Source organism: Cytophagaceae bacterium (assembly GCA_016722655.1).
Lineage (GTDB): Bacteria > Bacteroidota > Bacteroidia > Cytophagales > Spirosomataceae > Leadbetterella.
Genome location: JADKIR010000004.1, coordinates 2,376,004 through 2,391,439, shown reverse-complemented (window position 1 = coordinate 2,391,439; position 15,436 = coordinate 2,376,004). Strand labels below are relative to the sequence as shown.

Genomic DNA, 15,436 nt, shown 5'->3' with positions numbered 1-15,436 from the left:
ATATATACCAATTATGTCTTTATAAAATAAATAAAAACTTCGGGAATCCGTAAAACATGTCAATTTGTCCGCTAATCCTTTATTTTTTAATTGCCGCATTATTCTTGATAAAAAAATCTCAAAATCAGTAAATTTGCGTTTTATTAATTTTAGAACTTGATTCATCTATAAATACAATATGTTTAATTTTTTAACCAAAGGCATTACCAAGATTTTTGGTACCAAATCAGAAAAAGATGTTAAGGCACTCAACCCCTTGGTATCTGCCACAAATCAGGAATTTGAAAAACTTCATGGCCTAAGCAATGACCAGTTCAGACAAAAGACCATAGACCTCAAACAGCACATTGCCGATAAATTGGCTCATATTGACAATGAAATAAACGACCTTAAGAGCAAGGCCGAGAACAATCCGGATCTTGCTGTTGATGAAAAAGAAGTGATTTTTAAACAAATAGATGAGCTGGGACTCAAACGAAATGAAGAACTCGAAGTCGTATTGCTCGATATTTTGCCACAAGCCTTTGCCATTGTAAAAGAAACCGCAAGAAGGTTTAAAAACAACGAAAAACTTGAAGTAACCGCGTCAATGCTCGACAGGGAGCTAGCCATGCAAAAATCTCATATCGAGATTGTGGGTGACAAAGCCTATTGGAAAAACGAATGGCTTGCTGCCGGAAATCTTGTGAAATGGGATATGGAGCACTATGACGTTCAGATTATTGGTGGAGCGGCATTACACAAAGGAAATATTTCAGAAATGGCTACTGGTGAAGGTAAAACCCTTGTGGCTACTTTTCCAGCATTTCTTAATGCCTTAGCCGACAGGGGTGTTCATATTGTAACCGTAAACGACTATCTTGCCCGACGTGACTCAGAATGGATGGGACCGATTTTTGAGTTCAATGGCATCACCTGTGACTGTATTGACAAGCATCCGGCAAATTCATTTGCACGCAAAAAAGCCTATAATGCCGGTATCACCTACGGAACCAATAATGAGTTTGGATTTGACTACCTTCGTGACAACATGGTCAATGACCCAACGGAATTGGTACAACGTCCTCATCACTATGCCATGGTTGATGAGGTTGACTCCGTTTTGATTGACGATGCCCGTACTCCATTGATTATCAGTGGACCCATGACCAAGAAAAACGATGACGAACTCTACAATACACTAAAATCGAGAGTTGGCCTGGTAGTAGAAGCTCAGAAACAGCTGGTAGGGTCATTTTTGGTAGAAGCTAAAAAACTGATTGCTGAAGGTAATAAAAAAGAAGGTGGAGTGGCATTATTCAGGGCTTTCAGGGGTCTTCCAAAAAATAAGCCTTTGATTAAATTCCTGTCTGAAATAGGTGTAAAGAAACTTTTACTTGAAACTGAAGGAATTTATCTTGCCGAGAATCAAAAATTGATGCCCGAGGCAGACGCACCACTATATTTCACAATAGACGAAAAAAATAACTCTGTCGAGCTTACTGACAAAGGTATTGACTTCCTTTCTTCACATGATACTGACAGTCAGTTCTTTACTATGCCAGATCTGGGTGTTGAATTGGCCGAAATCGAAAAATCTGAAATAAGTGCCGAAGATAAAATCTTAAAGAAGGACGAACTTATCAGAGATTATTCGACCAAAGCAGAGCGTATTCATGCTGTAAACCAGCTACTTAAAGCATTTACTTTATTCGAAATTGATGTTGATTATGTATTGATTGAGGGAAAAGTAAAAATTGTAGATGAACAAACCGGCCGTATCATGGATGGCCGTCGGTGGTCAGATGGTTTGCACCAGGCAGTAGAAGCCAAAGAGAATGTGAAAGTAGAAGATTCTACCCAGACATACGCCACTATTACATTACAAAATTATTTCAGAATGTATCACAAACTTTGTGGTATGACCGGTACAGCCGAAACTGAGGCCGGAGAATTCTGGAAAATTTATAAACTTGATGTGGTTTCAATTCCTACCAACAGACCCATCACCCGTGATGACAGGGAGGATAAGGTATATAAAACCGTAAGGGAAAAATACAATGCTGTAGTAGATGAAATCGTGGAAATGGTGAGTAAAGGCAGGCCGGTACTGGTGGGTACTACCTCTGTTGAAAACTCAGAATTATTGAGTAGAATGCTCAATATCAGAAAGATTCCTCATCAGGTATTGAATGCCAAACAGCACGCCAAAGAAGCTGACATAGTAGCAGAAGCCGGTAAACCGGGCACCGTAACTATAGCAACCAACATGGCTGGTAGAGGTACTGATATCAAGCTTACACCTGAAAGCCGTGGCTCCGGTGGTTTGGCTATTATTGGTACTGAGCGTCATGAATCGCGTCGTGTTGACCGGCAGCTCCGGGGTCGTGCAGGTCGCCAGGGTGACCCGGGTTCTTCACAGTTTTTTGTGAGTCTTGAAGATGGCCTCATGCGTATGTTTGGTTCAGACCGTATAGCTAAAGTCATGGACCGCATGGGTATGGAAGAGGGCGAGGTGATTCAACACAGCATGATTACCAGCTCTATTGAACGTGCCCAAAGGAAAGTTGAAGAAAACAACTTTGGTATGCGTAAACGTCTGATTGAATACGATGACGTGATGAACATCCAGCGTGATACTATTTATAAAAGAAGAAAAAATGCTCTTTTTGGGGATAGATTAGCACTTGATATTGCCAATATCATCTACGATACTTGTGTAGATATTCTTCAAAGTACCCAGGGAAGCTTTGAAGAATTTGAGGTCAGAACCATGCAAAGACTTGGTTTTAGATCTGAAATTACTGTCGAAGAGTTTAAAAAAGGCGGAAATGTATTGAATCACAAGCTTTATGAAGAAGCTGAGACACACTATAAAAGAAAAAATGAGGGTATAAGGAAACATATTGTTCCGGCATTGTCTGGTGTATTGAGAGACCGAATGGCCATGGAAGGCGAACCATTTATGGCTGTAGTGGGAGAAGGCAATCAAAATCTGGCGGTGTTCTGTGACTTGAGAAAAACAGTAGAAACAGATGGCAGGGAACTGATTTTGGAAATGGAAAAGGTGATTTCCCTGAGTGTAATTGACCAGGAATGGAAAGAGCACCTTCGTGACATGGACGACCTGAAACAATCGGTACAAAATGCTTCTTATGAGCAAAAAGACCCATTGTTGATTTATAAATTTGAGGCTGTGGAGCTATTCCAGAACTTGCTCAAAAAAGTCAATTCCGAAACAGTAAGTTTCCTTATGAAAGCCAATGTGGCAGAGATGCGGTTCCAACAAGCGGTAGAAGCACCAAAACCTGACAAACCAAAACTTTCGACTAACCGCAGCGACGATGGCGGCGAAAGTGGTGGCACTGTAATGCACGCTCCTGCCAAGTCACAAAAAGTTGCCAACAGAAATGACCGAGTAAACGTACAATACAAAAATGGAACCGTTAAACGTGACGTGAAGTTTAAAAATGTAGAAGAAGACGTAATGCGAGGCGATGCTGTTTTGATTGATTGAGAATTATATTGAAAATCTTTTTTTAAAAGGATATGGATTTAAATTCATATCCTTTTTTGTTTTTAAATATCAATAATCATTACTTTTGTTAATAATATTTGAAAAAAATGACTACAAATCAGAGCAATATTGCGTTAAATCATACCATTCAGTCATGGGGTTTTGCAAGTATTAATGACTTTGCCAGGGAACAGGCAAAAAGTATTTTACAACAGAAAATTGCCTATTACCAATCTCAAATCAATTTTTTTGAACAAAAATATGGTGTAGATTTTAATGTTTTTTGTGAAAAATTTGATTCTATTTCCAAACATTCAATTATTGAAAAAGAAGACGACAGTATCCGATGGGAAGCAGCCATTGATGCCACAAATGAATACCAAAATGAGTATTTTTCTATTCAATCATGACAACTGTTCTTGATGGTTTTTTAAATATTATAAAAGAATATACTATTATCCAAGATAGGGAAGACCATAAAATTCGGGAAAACAAGATAAAAATAATATTTTCAGACAGCACAATCTTAGAAGCTACAGAAATTGAAATTTTTTCCTTAAAAAAAAGAAAATACTCTTATCAATGGATGGATTCTAATTTTCAGCTATTGATAAGATGGGACAATGCACTTCATCATAAACATATCTCAAGTTTTCCGCACCATAAACACATTTCTGATGAAAAAAACATTTTTGATTCTCATGACATATCACTAAAAGAAGTTTTAGAAGCAATATCAGCTAAAATCAAATCTCAATCAGCCCCGCCGTATTCTACATGAATCGCTTTTGATTGAAGCACTATCTCTCCGAATTCTCTTCTTATTTGCTCCAAAGTATCGAAAAGTTCCTGTTTTTCCAGGCTTTTAACCAGTTTCATCCGGTATTCTTTAAAGTGTTGTAAGCCCCTGAAATAATTACTATAATGCCTTCTCATCTCCAGCATTCCAAGCGTATCACCTTTCCATTCAATCGAAAAAATCAGATGCTTTTTTGCGGCATCAACCCGCTGATCCATAGTGGGTGTAGTCATATGCTCTCCGGTAGCGAAATAGTGTTTTATCTCATCAAAAATCCATGGATAACCTATAGCAGCACGCCCAATCATGATTCCATCCACTCCGAACCTGTTTCTATATTCCAGAGCTTTTTCTGGGCTGTCGATATCACCATTCCCAAAAATCGGGATTTTTATCCTGGGGTTATTTTTTACTTTGGCAATGAGAGACCAATCTGCCTCCCCTTTGTACATCTGAGAGCGGGTACGCCCGTGAATAGTAAGAGCCTGAATGCCCACGTCCTGCAATCGCTCAGCTACTTCTTCGATATTTTTAGTACTTTCATCCCAGCCCAGGCGGGTTTTCACTGTCACAGGCAGATGGGTGGCTTCCACAACCTCTTTGGTCATTTGAGTCATCATTGGAATATCTTGCAATAGTCCCGCCCCTGCCCCACGACAAGCCACTTTTTTTACCGGACAACCATAATTGATATCTATCAAATCAGGATTGGCGGCGGTAGCAATGCGGGTGCATTCGGCCATGGTATCGGGGTCGCTTCCAAATAGCTGAATACCGATAGGCCTTTCATATTCAAAAATATCCAGTTTCTGAACACTCTTGGCGGCATTTCGGATGAGCCCTTCTGACGACACAAACTCGGTGTACATCAGATCTGCCCCGTTTTCTTTACACACCTGCCTGAAAGGCGGATCACTCACGTCTTCCATCGGTGCCAGCAATAACGGAAACTCCCCTAACTCTATGTCGCCTATTTTTACCAAAATACTGTTTTTTTTTGTGCAAAATTAGGGAAATTTAATCTATTGACAATCCAATAATTCCGGAAGGTAAAATTATTGGCTTAATCTTTATTCACTTTTTGCAGTAAATCCATCTTTCATTTTCACCAAATCCGTCAAAGCTTTAAGGTCATTTTGAATTGATTGTATTTCTTTTTTTAACTTGTCATTTTCTCTTGAAAGCTCCTGTACCGAATTTATTAATGGCAGAACAAATTCAGTATATGATAGATTTAAAGTGTGATTGGTATCATTATCTTCAATTAGACCGCTAAATTTCCATCCATTTTTTTTCAAAATTTCCTGTATATCCTGAGCAATCAAACCGTCTCTAATTTTTTGTTTTTATCTTCTTTATAATTATACCTAACAGTTTTTAATTGTTTAATAAAATCCAAACCCAAATCTGAAGAATAAATAATATTTTCTTTGAGTCTTTTGTCGGAATAATTTGACCATGTAGCATATCCTCCAATCTGAGCAACTCCGGCGTCACCAATAACTACCTTATTATCTGCATTTACCTTACTATTAAAACCAAGTGCCATTGAGTTATTAATATAGGTACCTGCCGGAATTCCTGTTATGCCTGATGAGGTACCTAAAAAGGTGTTGTTATTTCCATAAATTAAAGAATTACCTGAAGCCACACCAACAGCAGTGTTATATGATCCATAAATCAAATCAATTAATGAAACATGACCCATTGCAGAGTTACTACCATGAATTATATCAATACTATTTTGAAGTTTTCTAAGTGCTTCAATTCCTATTGCTGTGTTATTACTTGAATTTGTGGTAAAAAGGAGGGTATTGACACCTAAGGTTACATTATTTTCACCAGAAAGTGCATTGGAAAACGAATTATTCCCAATTAAAATATTAGAATAACTTCCCATTTGATGATAATTGACCGGAACATTATATTTACTTGCCACATTGTTACCAATTGCCAGAAAATTTAAGGTTGGAGCAGCATTGGCATTCTCATAATTTAAACCATATAATGATCCATTCCCGATTACGATGCAGTCCGAAATAGATTTACTATTTCCCATGGCATTAGTCCCCATTGCTAAATTTCTTATTCCATTGATATTCTCATATAAGACACTAGAACCAATTCCTAGGTTATTTATTCCTGTATTATTTTTATTTAATGCTGACATCCCAATTCCGACATTTCCGAAAGCATTTGTTGAATACAATGCACTAGAACCGATTGCTATATTTCCGTATCCTTGCTCAGATTTGTACATTGAATGGTCACCAATTGCGACTGAATATCCAATTCCTGAGCTTTTTGCCATAGATTTATTTCCAATACTCACAACTGCATCACTATTTACATTTGAAAACATTGAACTATCTCCTATTGCAATATATTTAGATGTTGCAGGAAGGGTCTGGGTCCTGTTATCAACAATTCCGTTAGGTGAAATTGTCAAACTATTGTTACTAATGGATGTATTTGAAATTTGGGCGGTTGCTTTAAAACAAATAATTAAAGTAAGTAGGGACAAAATGGTCTTTTTCATCGGGATAAAATTTAGCTTTAAAATAATTATGTATTTATTTCATTATAAAGGAGTTACAATTAGTGAAACAGTAAAAACTTATCTATTTTTCTAAAAAACCTATTAAAAAAAATCTGTATCAACAATTAATATTCTTTTTGGATTAGCAAATCTTAAAATTATCAATTCACTTGAAAAGTAAACTATTCGCGAAAAAAGAGATAATAATTTGAATAAATTACAACAGTATCTTAATTAACTGGTAGAGTTGATGTGCAATGATTTCATATTTTTATTTTTATTATTAAACTACAATTATGTATTCAATGAATGGTTTTATAAAATTGGAGAATTAAATTTTTCTATTTTAAAAATAGCCGTTTTAATTTAAGGAAAAGTTATTTTAAGGTAAAATATCATTGTAGAACTTATCGAAATAACCCATCTCAAATTCAAATATTATAACAAATCAAAAAAATATTCTCTCTTCCATTTTATTATGAAATATTAAAATTTGCCCAAACCAAAAAATAGTACCAATTTTACCTTTCAATTTTAATAAATAAAAATGTTTGAGATACCTGAAAAATCAGAAAGGCCTGCTGTTTCGTCACTGTTTATTATTATTGGCTTAATAATCGTGGGTATTGCGGCAGGAAATATCCTATCAATGATTTGGATATTGGTTAAATTTCCACCCCAGACCTATTCCATTTTTGACCTTCAGGAATCCGTGGCATTATCCTCAAAAAACTGGTGGTTCACGGTTTTAAATCTGGGATTGTCCTCAATTTTTACTTTTATTTTACCGGGGATATTTTATTGGACCAAAATCGAAAAAAAGAAGCTCAATGACTTTAATCCCAAAAGCCTGCCGGTTATAGGTGTGTTTGCACTTGCGTTTATTATTCAGCTTATTTTTGCTCCTCTCAATGGCACGATTCAGGAATACAACCAAAACATGAAATTGCCCGCTTTTATACGCCCATTGGAACAGTTTATGCAAGAAATGGAGCAAAGCCTTGCCCAATTAACAGAATTTCTAACCTCATTCCAATCTCCCCTGGAATTGCTTGTGGCCTTAGTGGTAATTGCTGGTATTGCAGGTATTGGTGAGGAGTTGATTTTCAGAGGATTGATACAGAGGAAAATATATTATGCCAGCAAAAACCCTCATTTGGCCATCTGGCTTGCTGCGTTTATTTTCAGTGCTATTCACTTCCAGTTTTATGGTTTTTTCCCGCGTCTGTTTTTGGGTGCCATGTTTGGATATTTTTATTTTTGGACAGGCAATTTATGGGTACCTATAGCCGCACATATTTTCAATAATGGTCTTGCCGTGGTTATGATTTTCCTTGTAAACAAAAAGGTGATTCCGGCTGAAGTAGAAAAAATGGACCAGGTACCTTTGAGTTTGGCAATCACTTCATTATTCTTGTTTTTGGGTAGTATGTGGTATTTTCGAGGATATGCTTTAAAAGAGGAAATCCAATCTTAAGAACTGCTATTATTAAATCTATAAAAGGTTTACGACCAGAATAACATAGTTTTTGTATAAAACTTTAAATCAATAAAAAAATGTATCTTTACCAATCTGGCGTTGCCTACCGGCGGTCCTCATTTTTTTGCTCGCCCAAAAAAACGAAGCAAAAAAAGGGCGGTCGGTGCAATGTGTCACGAAAAATTTCTATTTGGTAGTTCTAAATTTAAAAATTTCACTTTAATGAAATTTTTCTAAACACTGCACAGACATTAAAGGTATTCTTTTTTGATTTTATTTTTTTGATTAATTCTAAATCTTGTTTCAGATTGGCACAAAAAAACAAGTCAAATACGTCTAAAAAGTAAAACAACCAATAGAATTAGAACTGTAAATTAGTTATTCAGCTCGATTTCGTCTCCGTGAGAGTCGAGGAAATGGTAATCGACCATTCCGAGAGATGAGTCTTTGATAAGATTAATCCATTTTTTGTATTTAAAGAACCACTTCACTTGTCTTGAAATGAGCCCCTGCTTGTAGTAAGCATAAATAAATGGATGAAGAATTATGCTGATTTTTGGTTCGTTTTGTTTTGTGAGGAGATATTCAAGATTGTTTTCAATCAGGTCGGTAACTGCAATACTGGCCGAAATAGTACCTGTACCACCACAAGCAGGACATGTCTCACGGGTAGCAACATTCATTTCAGGTCTTACACGCTGACGGGTGATTTGCGATAATCCAAATTTAGAAATTGGCAAAATGGTATATTTCGACCTATCCGGCTTCATTTCATCTTTAAGGACCTCATGAACATCCCGCTTGTTTTCGGGCTTTTTCATGTCAATGAAGTCGATCACCACAATTCCGCCCATATCTCTAAGCCGTAACTGACGGGCAATTTCCACTGCCGCTTCTTTGTTTACACTTACAGCTGTAGCTTCCTGATCTACCTCAGAGGTTGATTTGTTACCACTATTTACATCAATTACATGGAGGGCTTCGGTATGTTCAATAATCAAATACCCGCCACTTGGGAGGCTAACTGAGCGTCCGAAAAGTGACTTCAGTTGCTTTTCAATTCCATATTGTTCAAAAAGTTTATTTTTGCCAGTATGAAGTTTTAGAATTTTTTCTTTTTGTGGAGCAATAGTTTGAAGCAGACTTTTAATGCTATCGTAGCTTTCTTTAGCATCTACCACTACAGAATCAAAGTCGTCATTAAGCATGTCTCTCAAAATAGAGGCAGCTCTATCCATTTCGGAAATAATCCTGTCACGTGGCTTGGCATTTTTCAATGCTTTGATACCGTTTTCCCACTTATCAACACAATTTTCGAGATCACGTTGTAAGTCAGCCACTTCTTTTCCTTCTGCCACTGTTCTTACAATAACACCAAAGTTTTCAGGCTTTACAGATGACATCAACTTATGAAGACGCTGACGCTCCTGCTTGCTAGTGATTTTTTTGGAAATATTGACAGAATTACTAAATGGCACCAATACGATGTATCGGCCAGCAATAGAAATATCGCAGGACAATCTTGGGCCTTTGGATGAAATTGGCTCTTTAACTACCTGAACAAGAATAGGTTGACTCTTACCAAGTACATCAACAATTTTACCTAGTTTGTCAATCTGAGGTTCCATCTGGAATCCTTTCAGCTTGAAATTTACCGGTCTTTTTGCGATTACATCTTTTGTAAACTTTGATAGAGAAAGGATATTGGGACTAAGGTCATGATAATGCAAAAAAGCATCTTTTTCATACCCTATATCAATAAAAGCAGCGTTGAGGCCTGAAACAACTTTCTTTACCGAACCAAAATAGATATCACCAACCGAAAACTGATGCTCGGTTTCGTCAAAATGGTATTCGATTAGCCGCTTATCTTGCAATAAGGCTATTCGGTCACCCTTTGGTGTGGCAGATATATATAATTCGTTGCTCAAATCAGAGTAAGAATTAAGGGGTAAAGAAAATTAGTAATGAAATGAAAGCAAAAAAGCATTAACTTTTTGCTATTAAAATGAGAATTGAATCAAAGAGTGAGCAAAGCCATGGGCATTACTCACTTCTTAATTATTTCTTCTTATGACGATTTTTCCTAAGACGTTTCTTTCTTTTGTGAGTCGCCATTTTATGTCTCTTTCTCTTCTTTCCGCAAGGCATAATAGTAAAATTTAAATATTTTTAAAAAAAATCCTGATTCTTTGATTTTTTGGACTGCAAAGATAATAATTACTTTAGACTATTCAAAGTTTTTGTAATCTCATCTTTCATAATTGGATCAATATCTGATTTCAAAACCTGAGTTAAGATATCTTTAGCTACTGAAGTTTTACCCAATTCAATGCTACTGTATGCAATTCCGAGTTTTGCATTGACATTATTCGGGTCAATTTTAAGCACATTTTCAAATCTTTGTACTGCTTTTTCATATTGACCAGACTCCATTGACAGACCACCCAGACTCATCATCGCCGGAATATAATCGGGTTGTTGATCCAGCACCTCCCTTAACATGGTTATCGCTTTCATCGGCGAATCTGACTTCACAAATGTCATTGCATAGTTAGTCTTTACATGAAGATTTTGTGGAGCCTTTTCCAGTACTTTTTGATAGCAAAACCTGGCTTTTTCCGCATTTTTCTCAACTTTGTGTTGTGTTAAGGCGATATTGAATGCCTGAAAATATGCATCACCGGCATTTGACCAATTTTTTAATGAGCCGTCAGTATTGGCGATAGTTTCAAAATAAACTCCTGCACTATCAAAAACTGATTCATTCAGAAAAACCTGAGCAATTTGACCAAGTATTTCATTTTTATTCTGAGCTGCTGTCAGTTGTTTTTTTAAGTCTTCTAATCGTTGGGAATTTTCAGCACTCAGTCTATGAGGCTGGTTTTCAACAGCTTTACCCTTTTCAGAGTTTTGAGATTGAACGGCCTGAACTTCTTTTTTTACCACAGTTTTGGGCCTGGTAGCTAAAAAAACCAGTGCAACCATCCCCAGAAATAATACACCCAAAAGATGTTTTTTTTGATTCAAACCGTTCAATTTCTTCTTATTTTACTTTAGTTTTTACTTCTTCTACAAACTCTTTAGAAGGTTTAAAACTTGGGATGTAATGTGCCGGAACAGTTACAGTAGTCTTTTTAGAGATATTACGAGCTTTTTTCTCTGCTCTTTTTTTGTTTACAAAACTTCCGAAACCTCTTACATAGATAGCCTCACCAGCGGCAAGTGAATCTTTTACGGTTTGGAAAAAAGCTTCTACAGTAATAGAAGTAACGGCTTTATCAACACCGGTTTTGTCCGAAATAATAGAAATAACCTCTGCTTTAGTCACGATAGGAAAAATTTATTTGTTAAAAAATAATTGTTTTGTCTAAATCCTTGAAAAAATGTATTTAGGTTTGCAAAGATAGAATATTAGCAAATAAACTCACAAATAGTTTGAAGTTTTTTTTTATAAAATATTTATTATAAAGGAGTTAAGATAGGCTTTTCATAATGATTTTTTTTTATTTCTCAAAATGTTTTCCAAAAAAATTATCTCTTGGTATTTAAAAAATAAACGGGATTTACCGTGGCGAAACACCCGAAATCCGTATAAAATTTGGCTTTCAGAGATTATTCTTCAACAAACCAGAATAGCTCAGGGTTTACCTTATTATTATAAATTTACTGAAAAATATCCAAGTTTGGAAGACCTCGCCAAGGCAGAAATAGACGACGTACTGAGGTTATGGCAGGGTTTGGGGTATTATTCCCGGGGCAGAAACCTGCATTTTACGGCAAAACAAATTTGGTTTGAATGCGGGGGCGAGTTTCCTGAAAGTTTTGAAGGTTTGAAAAAGCTAAAAGGCATAGGAAATTATACTGCAGCGGCTATCGTTTCATTTGCTTTTGGTAAAAAAGTACCGGCAATTGATGGAAATGCATTAAGGGTATTTAGCAGAATTTATGGTATTGATGCACCTATTGATGATAGTTCAACTATAAAATCAATTTTTGGACTGGCATCAGAATTAATTGAAAATGTAGATCCTGCATTATTTAATCAAGGCATTATGGAGCTTGGTGCTACAGTGTGTACACCAAAATCACCTAAATGTGATCACTGTCCGGTTAGGGTTGATTGCACGGCATTTGACAAAAAACTTCAGGAAAAATTACCCTATAAATCAAAAAAAATAAAGGTAATTGACAGGAATATTTCATATTACATTTTGATTTTTGAAGACAAGATTTGGTTAAAACAAAGGGGCACTGAAGATATTTGGGCGGGATTATATGATTTCTTTGAATCAGAATTACCTGATATTTTATCAAAAAAAACCATTTCAGGAAGTTTTTTCCAAAAACATATACTAACACATCAAAGACTGGGAATAGATTTTAAATACATTTTTCTTGATGAAATAATAATGCTTCCGGGAGGACGCTTTTACACAATTTCTGAAATTGAAGAATTGCCAAAGCCAAAAGTAATTGATGATGCTTTTAAAAGAATGAAAGAAATTTTAGGAAATGAAAATTTTAGATTACAGTAAATATTTCACTATAAACTATTTACGTTCGATAGTTAGAATTTTAAATTCTGTCCTGCGGTTTCGTTGATGCTCGGCTTCTGTGCATTGAACACCATCACTGCATGCATTTAATGGCTCAGACTCACCTTTTCCGGTAGCTTTTATTCTGTTTTTTTCTACTCCCCGGCTCAATAAATATTTCCTAACTTCGTTGGCTCGTTTTTGTGAGAGGGCCAGATTGGTGCCTGCATTGCCTCTGGTGTCGGTATGAGAAGCAATTTCTATGATCATGTTAGGATATCTCTTTAAAGTGTTTGCCAATTTATCCAGTTCTTTTTTAGAAAAATCTCTTACCTTAAAATCGTCGGTGTTATAATAAATATTTTCAAGTTTTATAACGTCACCAACTTTGTAAAGCTTCGTGTCAAATAAATTTAAAGAGAATGTAGGTTTTACTTTTTTACCAAAAAGGGTTTTCTTAATGGCTTTTTCGATGATTTCTGAGCTTGGTGCAAAGTTTTCTCTTGATGCTATCAGTTCATAATCACATTCCAGATCACGTTTAAATTCATAGCTACCATCACGCCGGGTGTACATTTCCTGAACCTCGCCGTTGCATTTGTTTATAAATTTGACTTTTACGGCCGACATTGGCTCGTTGTTTTCTCCACCGGAGATCACCCCTCTAAAAATATTGGAGTTACCACCAACTGTTCTTTTTTGAATCAAAATCCCCTGTTTTTTTTCTTTTTTTACAACAGGCTCTGTCAGTACCGGAACTTTAGGTGCTTCTTTTTTAAGATAAATATTTAAAATTGAAGGTTCAAAATCTGAAGCGTCCAAATTGTTGTAATCTTTGGAAAGTGGGTCATAACCTTCTGTTTGAAAATTAAAAACGAATTCTTTATCTGCCGGAAGACAAAGTTTAATATTTCCTGAATTGTTGGTAATGCCATTTTCAAGATTGTTACTTTGGGTAGATTCAAAATAACTGAATTTTGCTTTGTCAATTGGTTTTTTTGTGTCTTTATCAAAAACATTTACAATCAGGTCACGACAGCCGAATAATGTACCGATTCGATTAAATTTATAAATATCATCATCAGAGCCTCCTCGTTTTCTATTACTACTGAAGTATCCAAAATTACGGTTTGAGTCTGTTATTATTCCGAAATCATCGTTTTGGGAATTTAAAGGGGCACCTACATTCCTGGCTTTGCCCAACACTTTACCATTTGAGGGATCGGTCTTTGCCACAAAAATATCCAGATCACCCAGACCGGGATGTCCATCACTCGAAAAATAAAGTTGGCCATCAGGAGCTATAAAGGGAAACATTTCGTTTCCTACGGTATTTACTTTCCCCCCAAGGTTTTCGGGTTTTGACCAAGTACCATTAATAAATTTTGACATGTAAAGATCCGTACCGCCATATCCACCAGGCATATCAGATACAAAATACAGAATTTTATCAGTTTTATCTACAGAAGGGTGACCGCAAGAATAGTCATCGCTATTGAAAGCCAGCTCTTTAATATTGCCCCAGTCATTTGATTTTTTTTCAGCAGAATATAATTTAAGTCTGGAGATTCCTTCTTTTTTTTGTCCAAAAATTCCACCTCCGCCTGAGTTGCCGTTTCGAGTAAAAATGATTTTTTGAGCATTATCAAAAAAAGTACAGGGTCCTTCATGGTATTTGCTATTCAGAGTCCTGCTAAATTTTTTAACATCAATAATTGCAGTTTCTTCGTAGTTTTTACTTCCATTAATGAGTTCACTACCGGTATGGGCTATTGTGTTGGCATCATTGGCAGTAGGAGGCGTATAATAATCATTTCCCAACTTTTCGGTTTTGGGTTTATTTTTATTGTTTTTATCAGATTCATTTCCACCTCCACCAAGTGCAGCAGTTTTATCTTCTTTGTTAATAACTTTGAGGTCTTCCAGGTAATACAAATCAAGAAAAGATGAGTTGTCCCATTTAAAAACCCTTTTTACGGAGTTGTTTGGGTTTCGGCTTGAAACAAAGACCATACCATCTTTATAAAAAGAAGGGCTAAAATCAGGACTGGCAGTATTAATTCCTACGTATTCTAGTCGATAACTACCAGCGTTTCTGATTAATGGATCAATATTATTGTATAACTTACTGAATTCCAAGCCTCTTTTATCTTGGTCCTGCAAGTCGGTATATTTCATCCAAATCTTTGAAGATTCCTGATGCTTTCCGTTGCTACTTAAAACCTGTGCATATCTTTGATAAGCTTTAAGTTTTTCACCTTTTAGAACAGGATTGTTTGAAAGTACTTCAAGGTAGTATTTTTCGGCATTTTTATAATCTTTGACAAAATAATAGGCTTCGGCAAGATTGAGTTTTATAGATAGTATTTCTTCGTCGGAAAGGCCTTTGCTTTTTTTTAGAATACCATCATATATCTCTATTGCCTCTGCGTATGAGAGGTTTTTTGAGCTAGTTTCTGCTTTTTTTAGCTGTTTAGAGGAATTTTGAGCAATTCCTTCGAAGCTAAAAAGCAGAAATAGTAATAGAAATATAATCCTAATATACATTTATACCAGATAGAAAGTATCGTGACTGATAAATAAA

Annotated in this window: 12 protein-coding genes; 5 read left to right on the top strand and 7 right to left on the bottom strand. The window is 35.9% G+C overall.

The features are described 5' to 3' along the window. Window positions 1–178: 178 nt before the first annotated feature. The 3 genes from secA (at window position 179) to IPP61_10740 (ending at window position 4,277) form a co-directional block, all read left to right on the top strand. Complete coding sequence (gene secA / locus IPP61_10750; GenBank protein ID MBL0325642.1) at window positions 179–3,496, top strand: preprotein translocase subunit SecA; 3,318 nt, start codon at window positions 179–181, stop codon at window positions 3,494–3,496. A gap of 107 nt (window positions 3,497–3,603) precedes the next feature. Then, a complete protein-coding gene (locus IPP61_10745; protein ID MBL0325641.1) occupies window positions 3,604–3,906 on the top strand; it encodes a hypothetical protein in 303 nt (100 codons plus the stop codon). After that, window positions 3,903–4,277 carry a hypothetical protein gene (locus IPP61_10740; protein ID MBL0325640.1) on the top strand — a complete coding sequence of 125 codons (375 nt, stop codon included), beginning with the start codon at window positions 3,903–3,905 and terminating at the stop codon, window positions 4,275–4,277. Before IPP61_10745 ends, IPP61_10740 begins: the two co-directional genes overlap by 4 nt. Here the strand turns inward: IPP61_10740 and dusB are convergent. The 3 genes from dusB to IPP61_10725 form a co-directional block, all read right to left on the bottom strand. After that, window positions 4,250–5,278 (bottom strand): tRNA dihydrouridine synthase DusB, encoded by a 1,029-nt coding sequence (gene dusB, locus IPP61_10735; GenBank protein ID MBL0325639.1) that lies wholly within the window; start codon window positions 5,276–5,278, stop codon window positions 4,250–4,252. The genes IPP61_10740 and dusB overlap by 28 nt on opposite strands. Window positions 5,279–5,365: 87 nt before the next feature. After that, window positions 5,366–5,620, bottom strand: coding sequence for a hypothetical protein (locus tag IPP61_10730; protein MBL0325638.1), 255 nt, complete (start codon window positions 5,618–5,620; stop codon window positions 5,366–5,368). Then, the gene (locus tag IPP61_10725) at window positions 5,617–6,834 is read right to left on the bottom strand and encodes a tail fiber domain-containing protein (protein ID MBL0325637.1); all 1,218 of its coding nucleotides are present in this window, start codon (window positions 6,832–6,834) and stop codon (window positions 5,617–5,619) included. Before IPP61_10725 ends, IPP61_10730 begins: the two co-directional genes overlap by 4 nt. Window positions 6,835–7,381: 547 nt before the next feature. Here IPP61_10725 and IPP61_10720 point away from each other — a divergent pair. Further along, window positions 7,382–8,311: a CPBP family intramembrane metalloprotease gene (locus IPP61_10720; GenBank protein ID MBL0325636.1), complete on the top strand. Its 930-nt coding sequence runs from the start codon at window positions 7,382–7,384 to the stop codon at window positions 8,309–8,311. 377 nt (window positions 8,312–8,688) lie between these two features. Here the strand turns inward: IPP61_10720 and IPP61_10715 are convergent, their stop codons facing one another. The 3 genes from IPP61_10715 to IPP61_10705 form a co-directional block, all read right to left on the bottom strand. After that, window positions 8,689–10,245, bottom strand: a complete 1,557-nt coding sequence (locus tag IPP61_10715; GenBank protein ID MBL0325635.1) for an Rne/Rng family ribonuclease — start codon at window positions 10,243–10,245, stop codon at window positions 8,689–8,691. Window positions 10,246–10,534: 289 nt separating this feature from the next. Beyond that, window positions 10,535–11,344 (bottom strand): tetratricopeptide repeat protein, encoded by an 810-nt coding sequence (locus IPP61_10710; GenBank protein MBL0325634.1) that lies wholly within the window; start codon window positions 11,342–11,344, stop codon window positions 10,535–10,537. 16 nt (window positions 11,345–11,360) lie between these two features. Continuing rightward, window positions 11,361–11,645 (bottom strand): integration host factor subunit beta, encoded by a 285-nt coding sequence (locus IPP61_10705; protein ID MBL0325633.1) that lies wholly within the window; start codon window positions 11,643–11,645, stop codon window positions 11,361–11,363. 187 nt (window positions 11,646–11,832) lie between these two features. On the opposite strand from IPP61_10705, the gene mutY reads away from it, so the two are divergent. Further along, window positions 11,833–12,852 (top strand): A/G-specific adenine glycosylase, encoded by a 1,020-nt coding sequence (gene mutY / locus IPP61_10700; protein ID MBL0325632.1) that lies wholly within the window; start codon window positions 11,833–11,835, stop codon window positions 12,850–12,852. A gap of 15 nt (window positions 12,853–12,867) precedes the next feature. On the opposite strand, the gene IPP61_10695 is transcribed toward mutY, so the two are convergent. Beyond that, entirely contained in the window at window positions 12,868–15,399 is a 2,532-nt protein-coding gene (locus tag IPP61_10695; GenBank protein ID MBL0325631.1) for an OmpA family protein, read from the bottom strand. Window positions 15,400–15,436 lie beyond the last annotated feature (37 nt).

Bases quoted from the DNA above. Each gene is read 5' to 3' on its own strand.
- secA (MBL0325642.1), top strand. From the start codon at position 179: ATGTTTAATTTTTTAACCAAAGGCATTACCAAGATTTTTGGTACCAAA.
- IPP61_10745 (MBL0325641.1), top strand. From the start codon at position 3,604: ATGACTACAAATCAGAGCAATATTGCGTTAAATCATACCATTCAGTCA.
- IPP61_10740 (MBL0325640.1), top strand. From the start codon at position 3,903: ATGACAACTGTTCTTGATGGTTTTTTAAATATTATAAAAGAATATACT.
- IPP61_10725 (MBL0325637.1), bottom strand. From the start codon at position 6,834: ATGAAAAAGACCATTTTGTCCCTACTTACTTTAATTATTTGTTTTAAA.
- IPP61_10720 (MBL0325636.1), top strand. From the start codon at position 7,382: ATGTTTGAGATACCTGAAAAATCAGAAAGGCCTGCTGTTTCGTCACTG.
- mutY (MBL0325632.1), top strand. From the start codon at position 11,833: ATGTTTTCCAAAAAAATTATCTCTTGGTATTTAAAAAATAAACGGGAT.
- IPP61_10695 (MBL0325631.1), bottom strand. From the start codon at position 15,399: ATGTATATTAGGATTATATTTCTATTACTATTTCTGCTTTTTAGCTTC.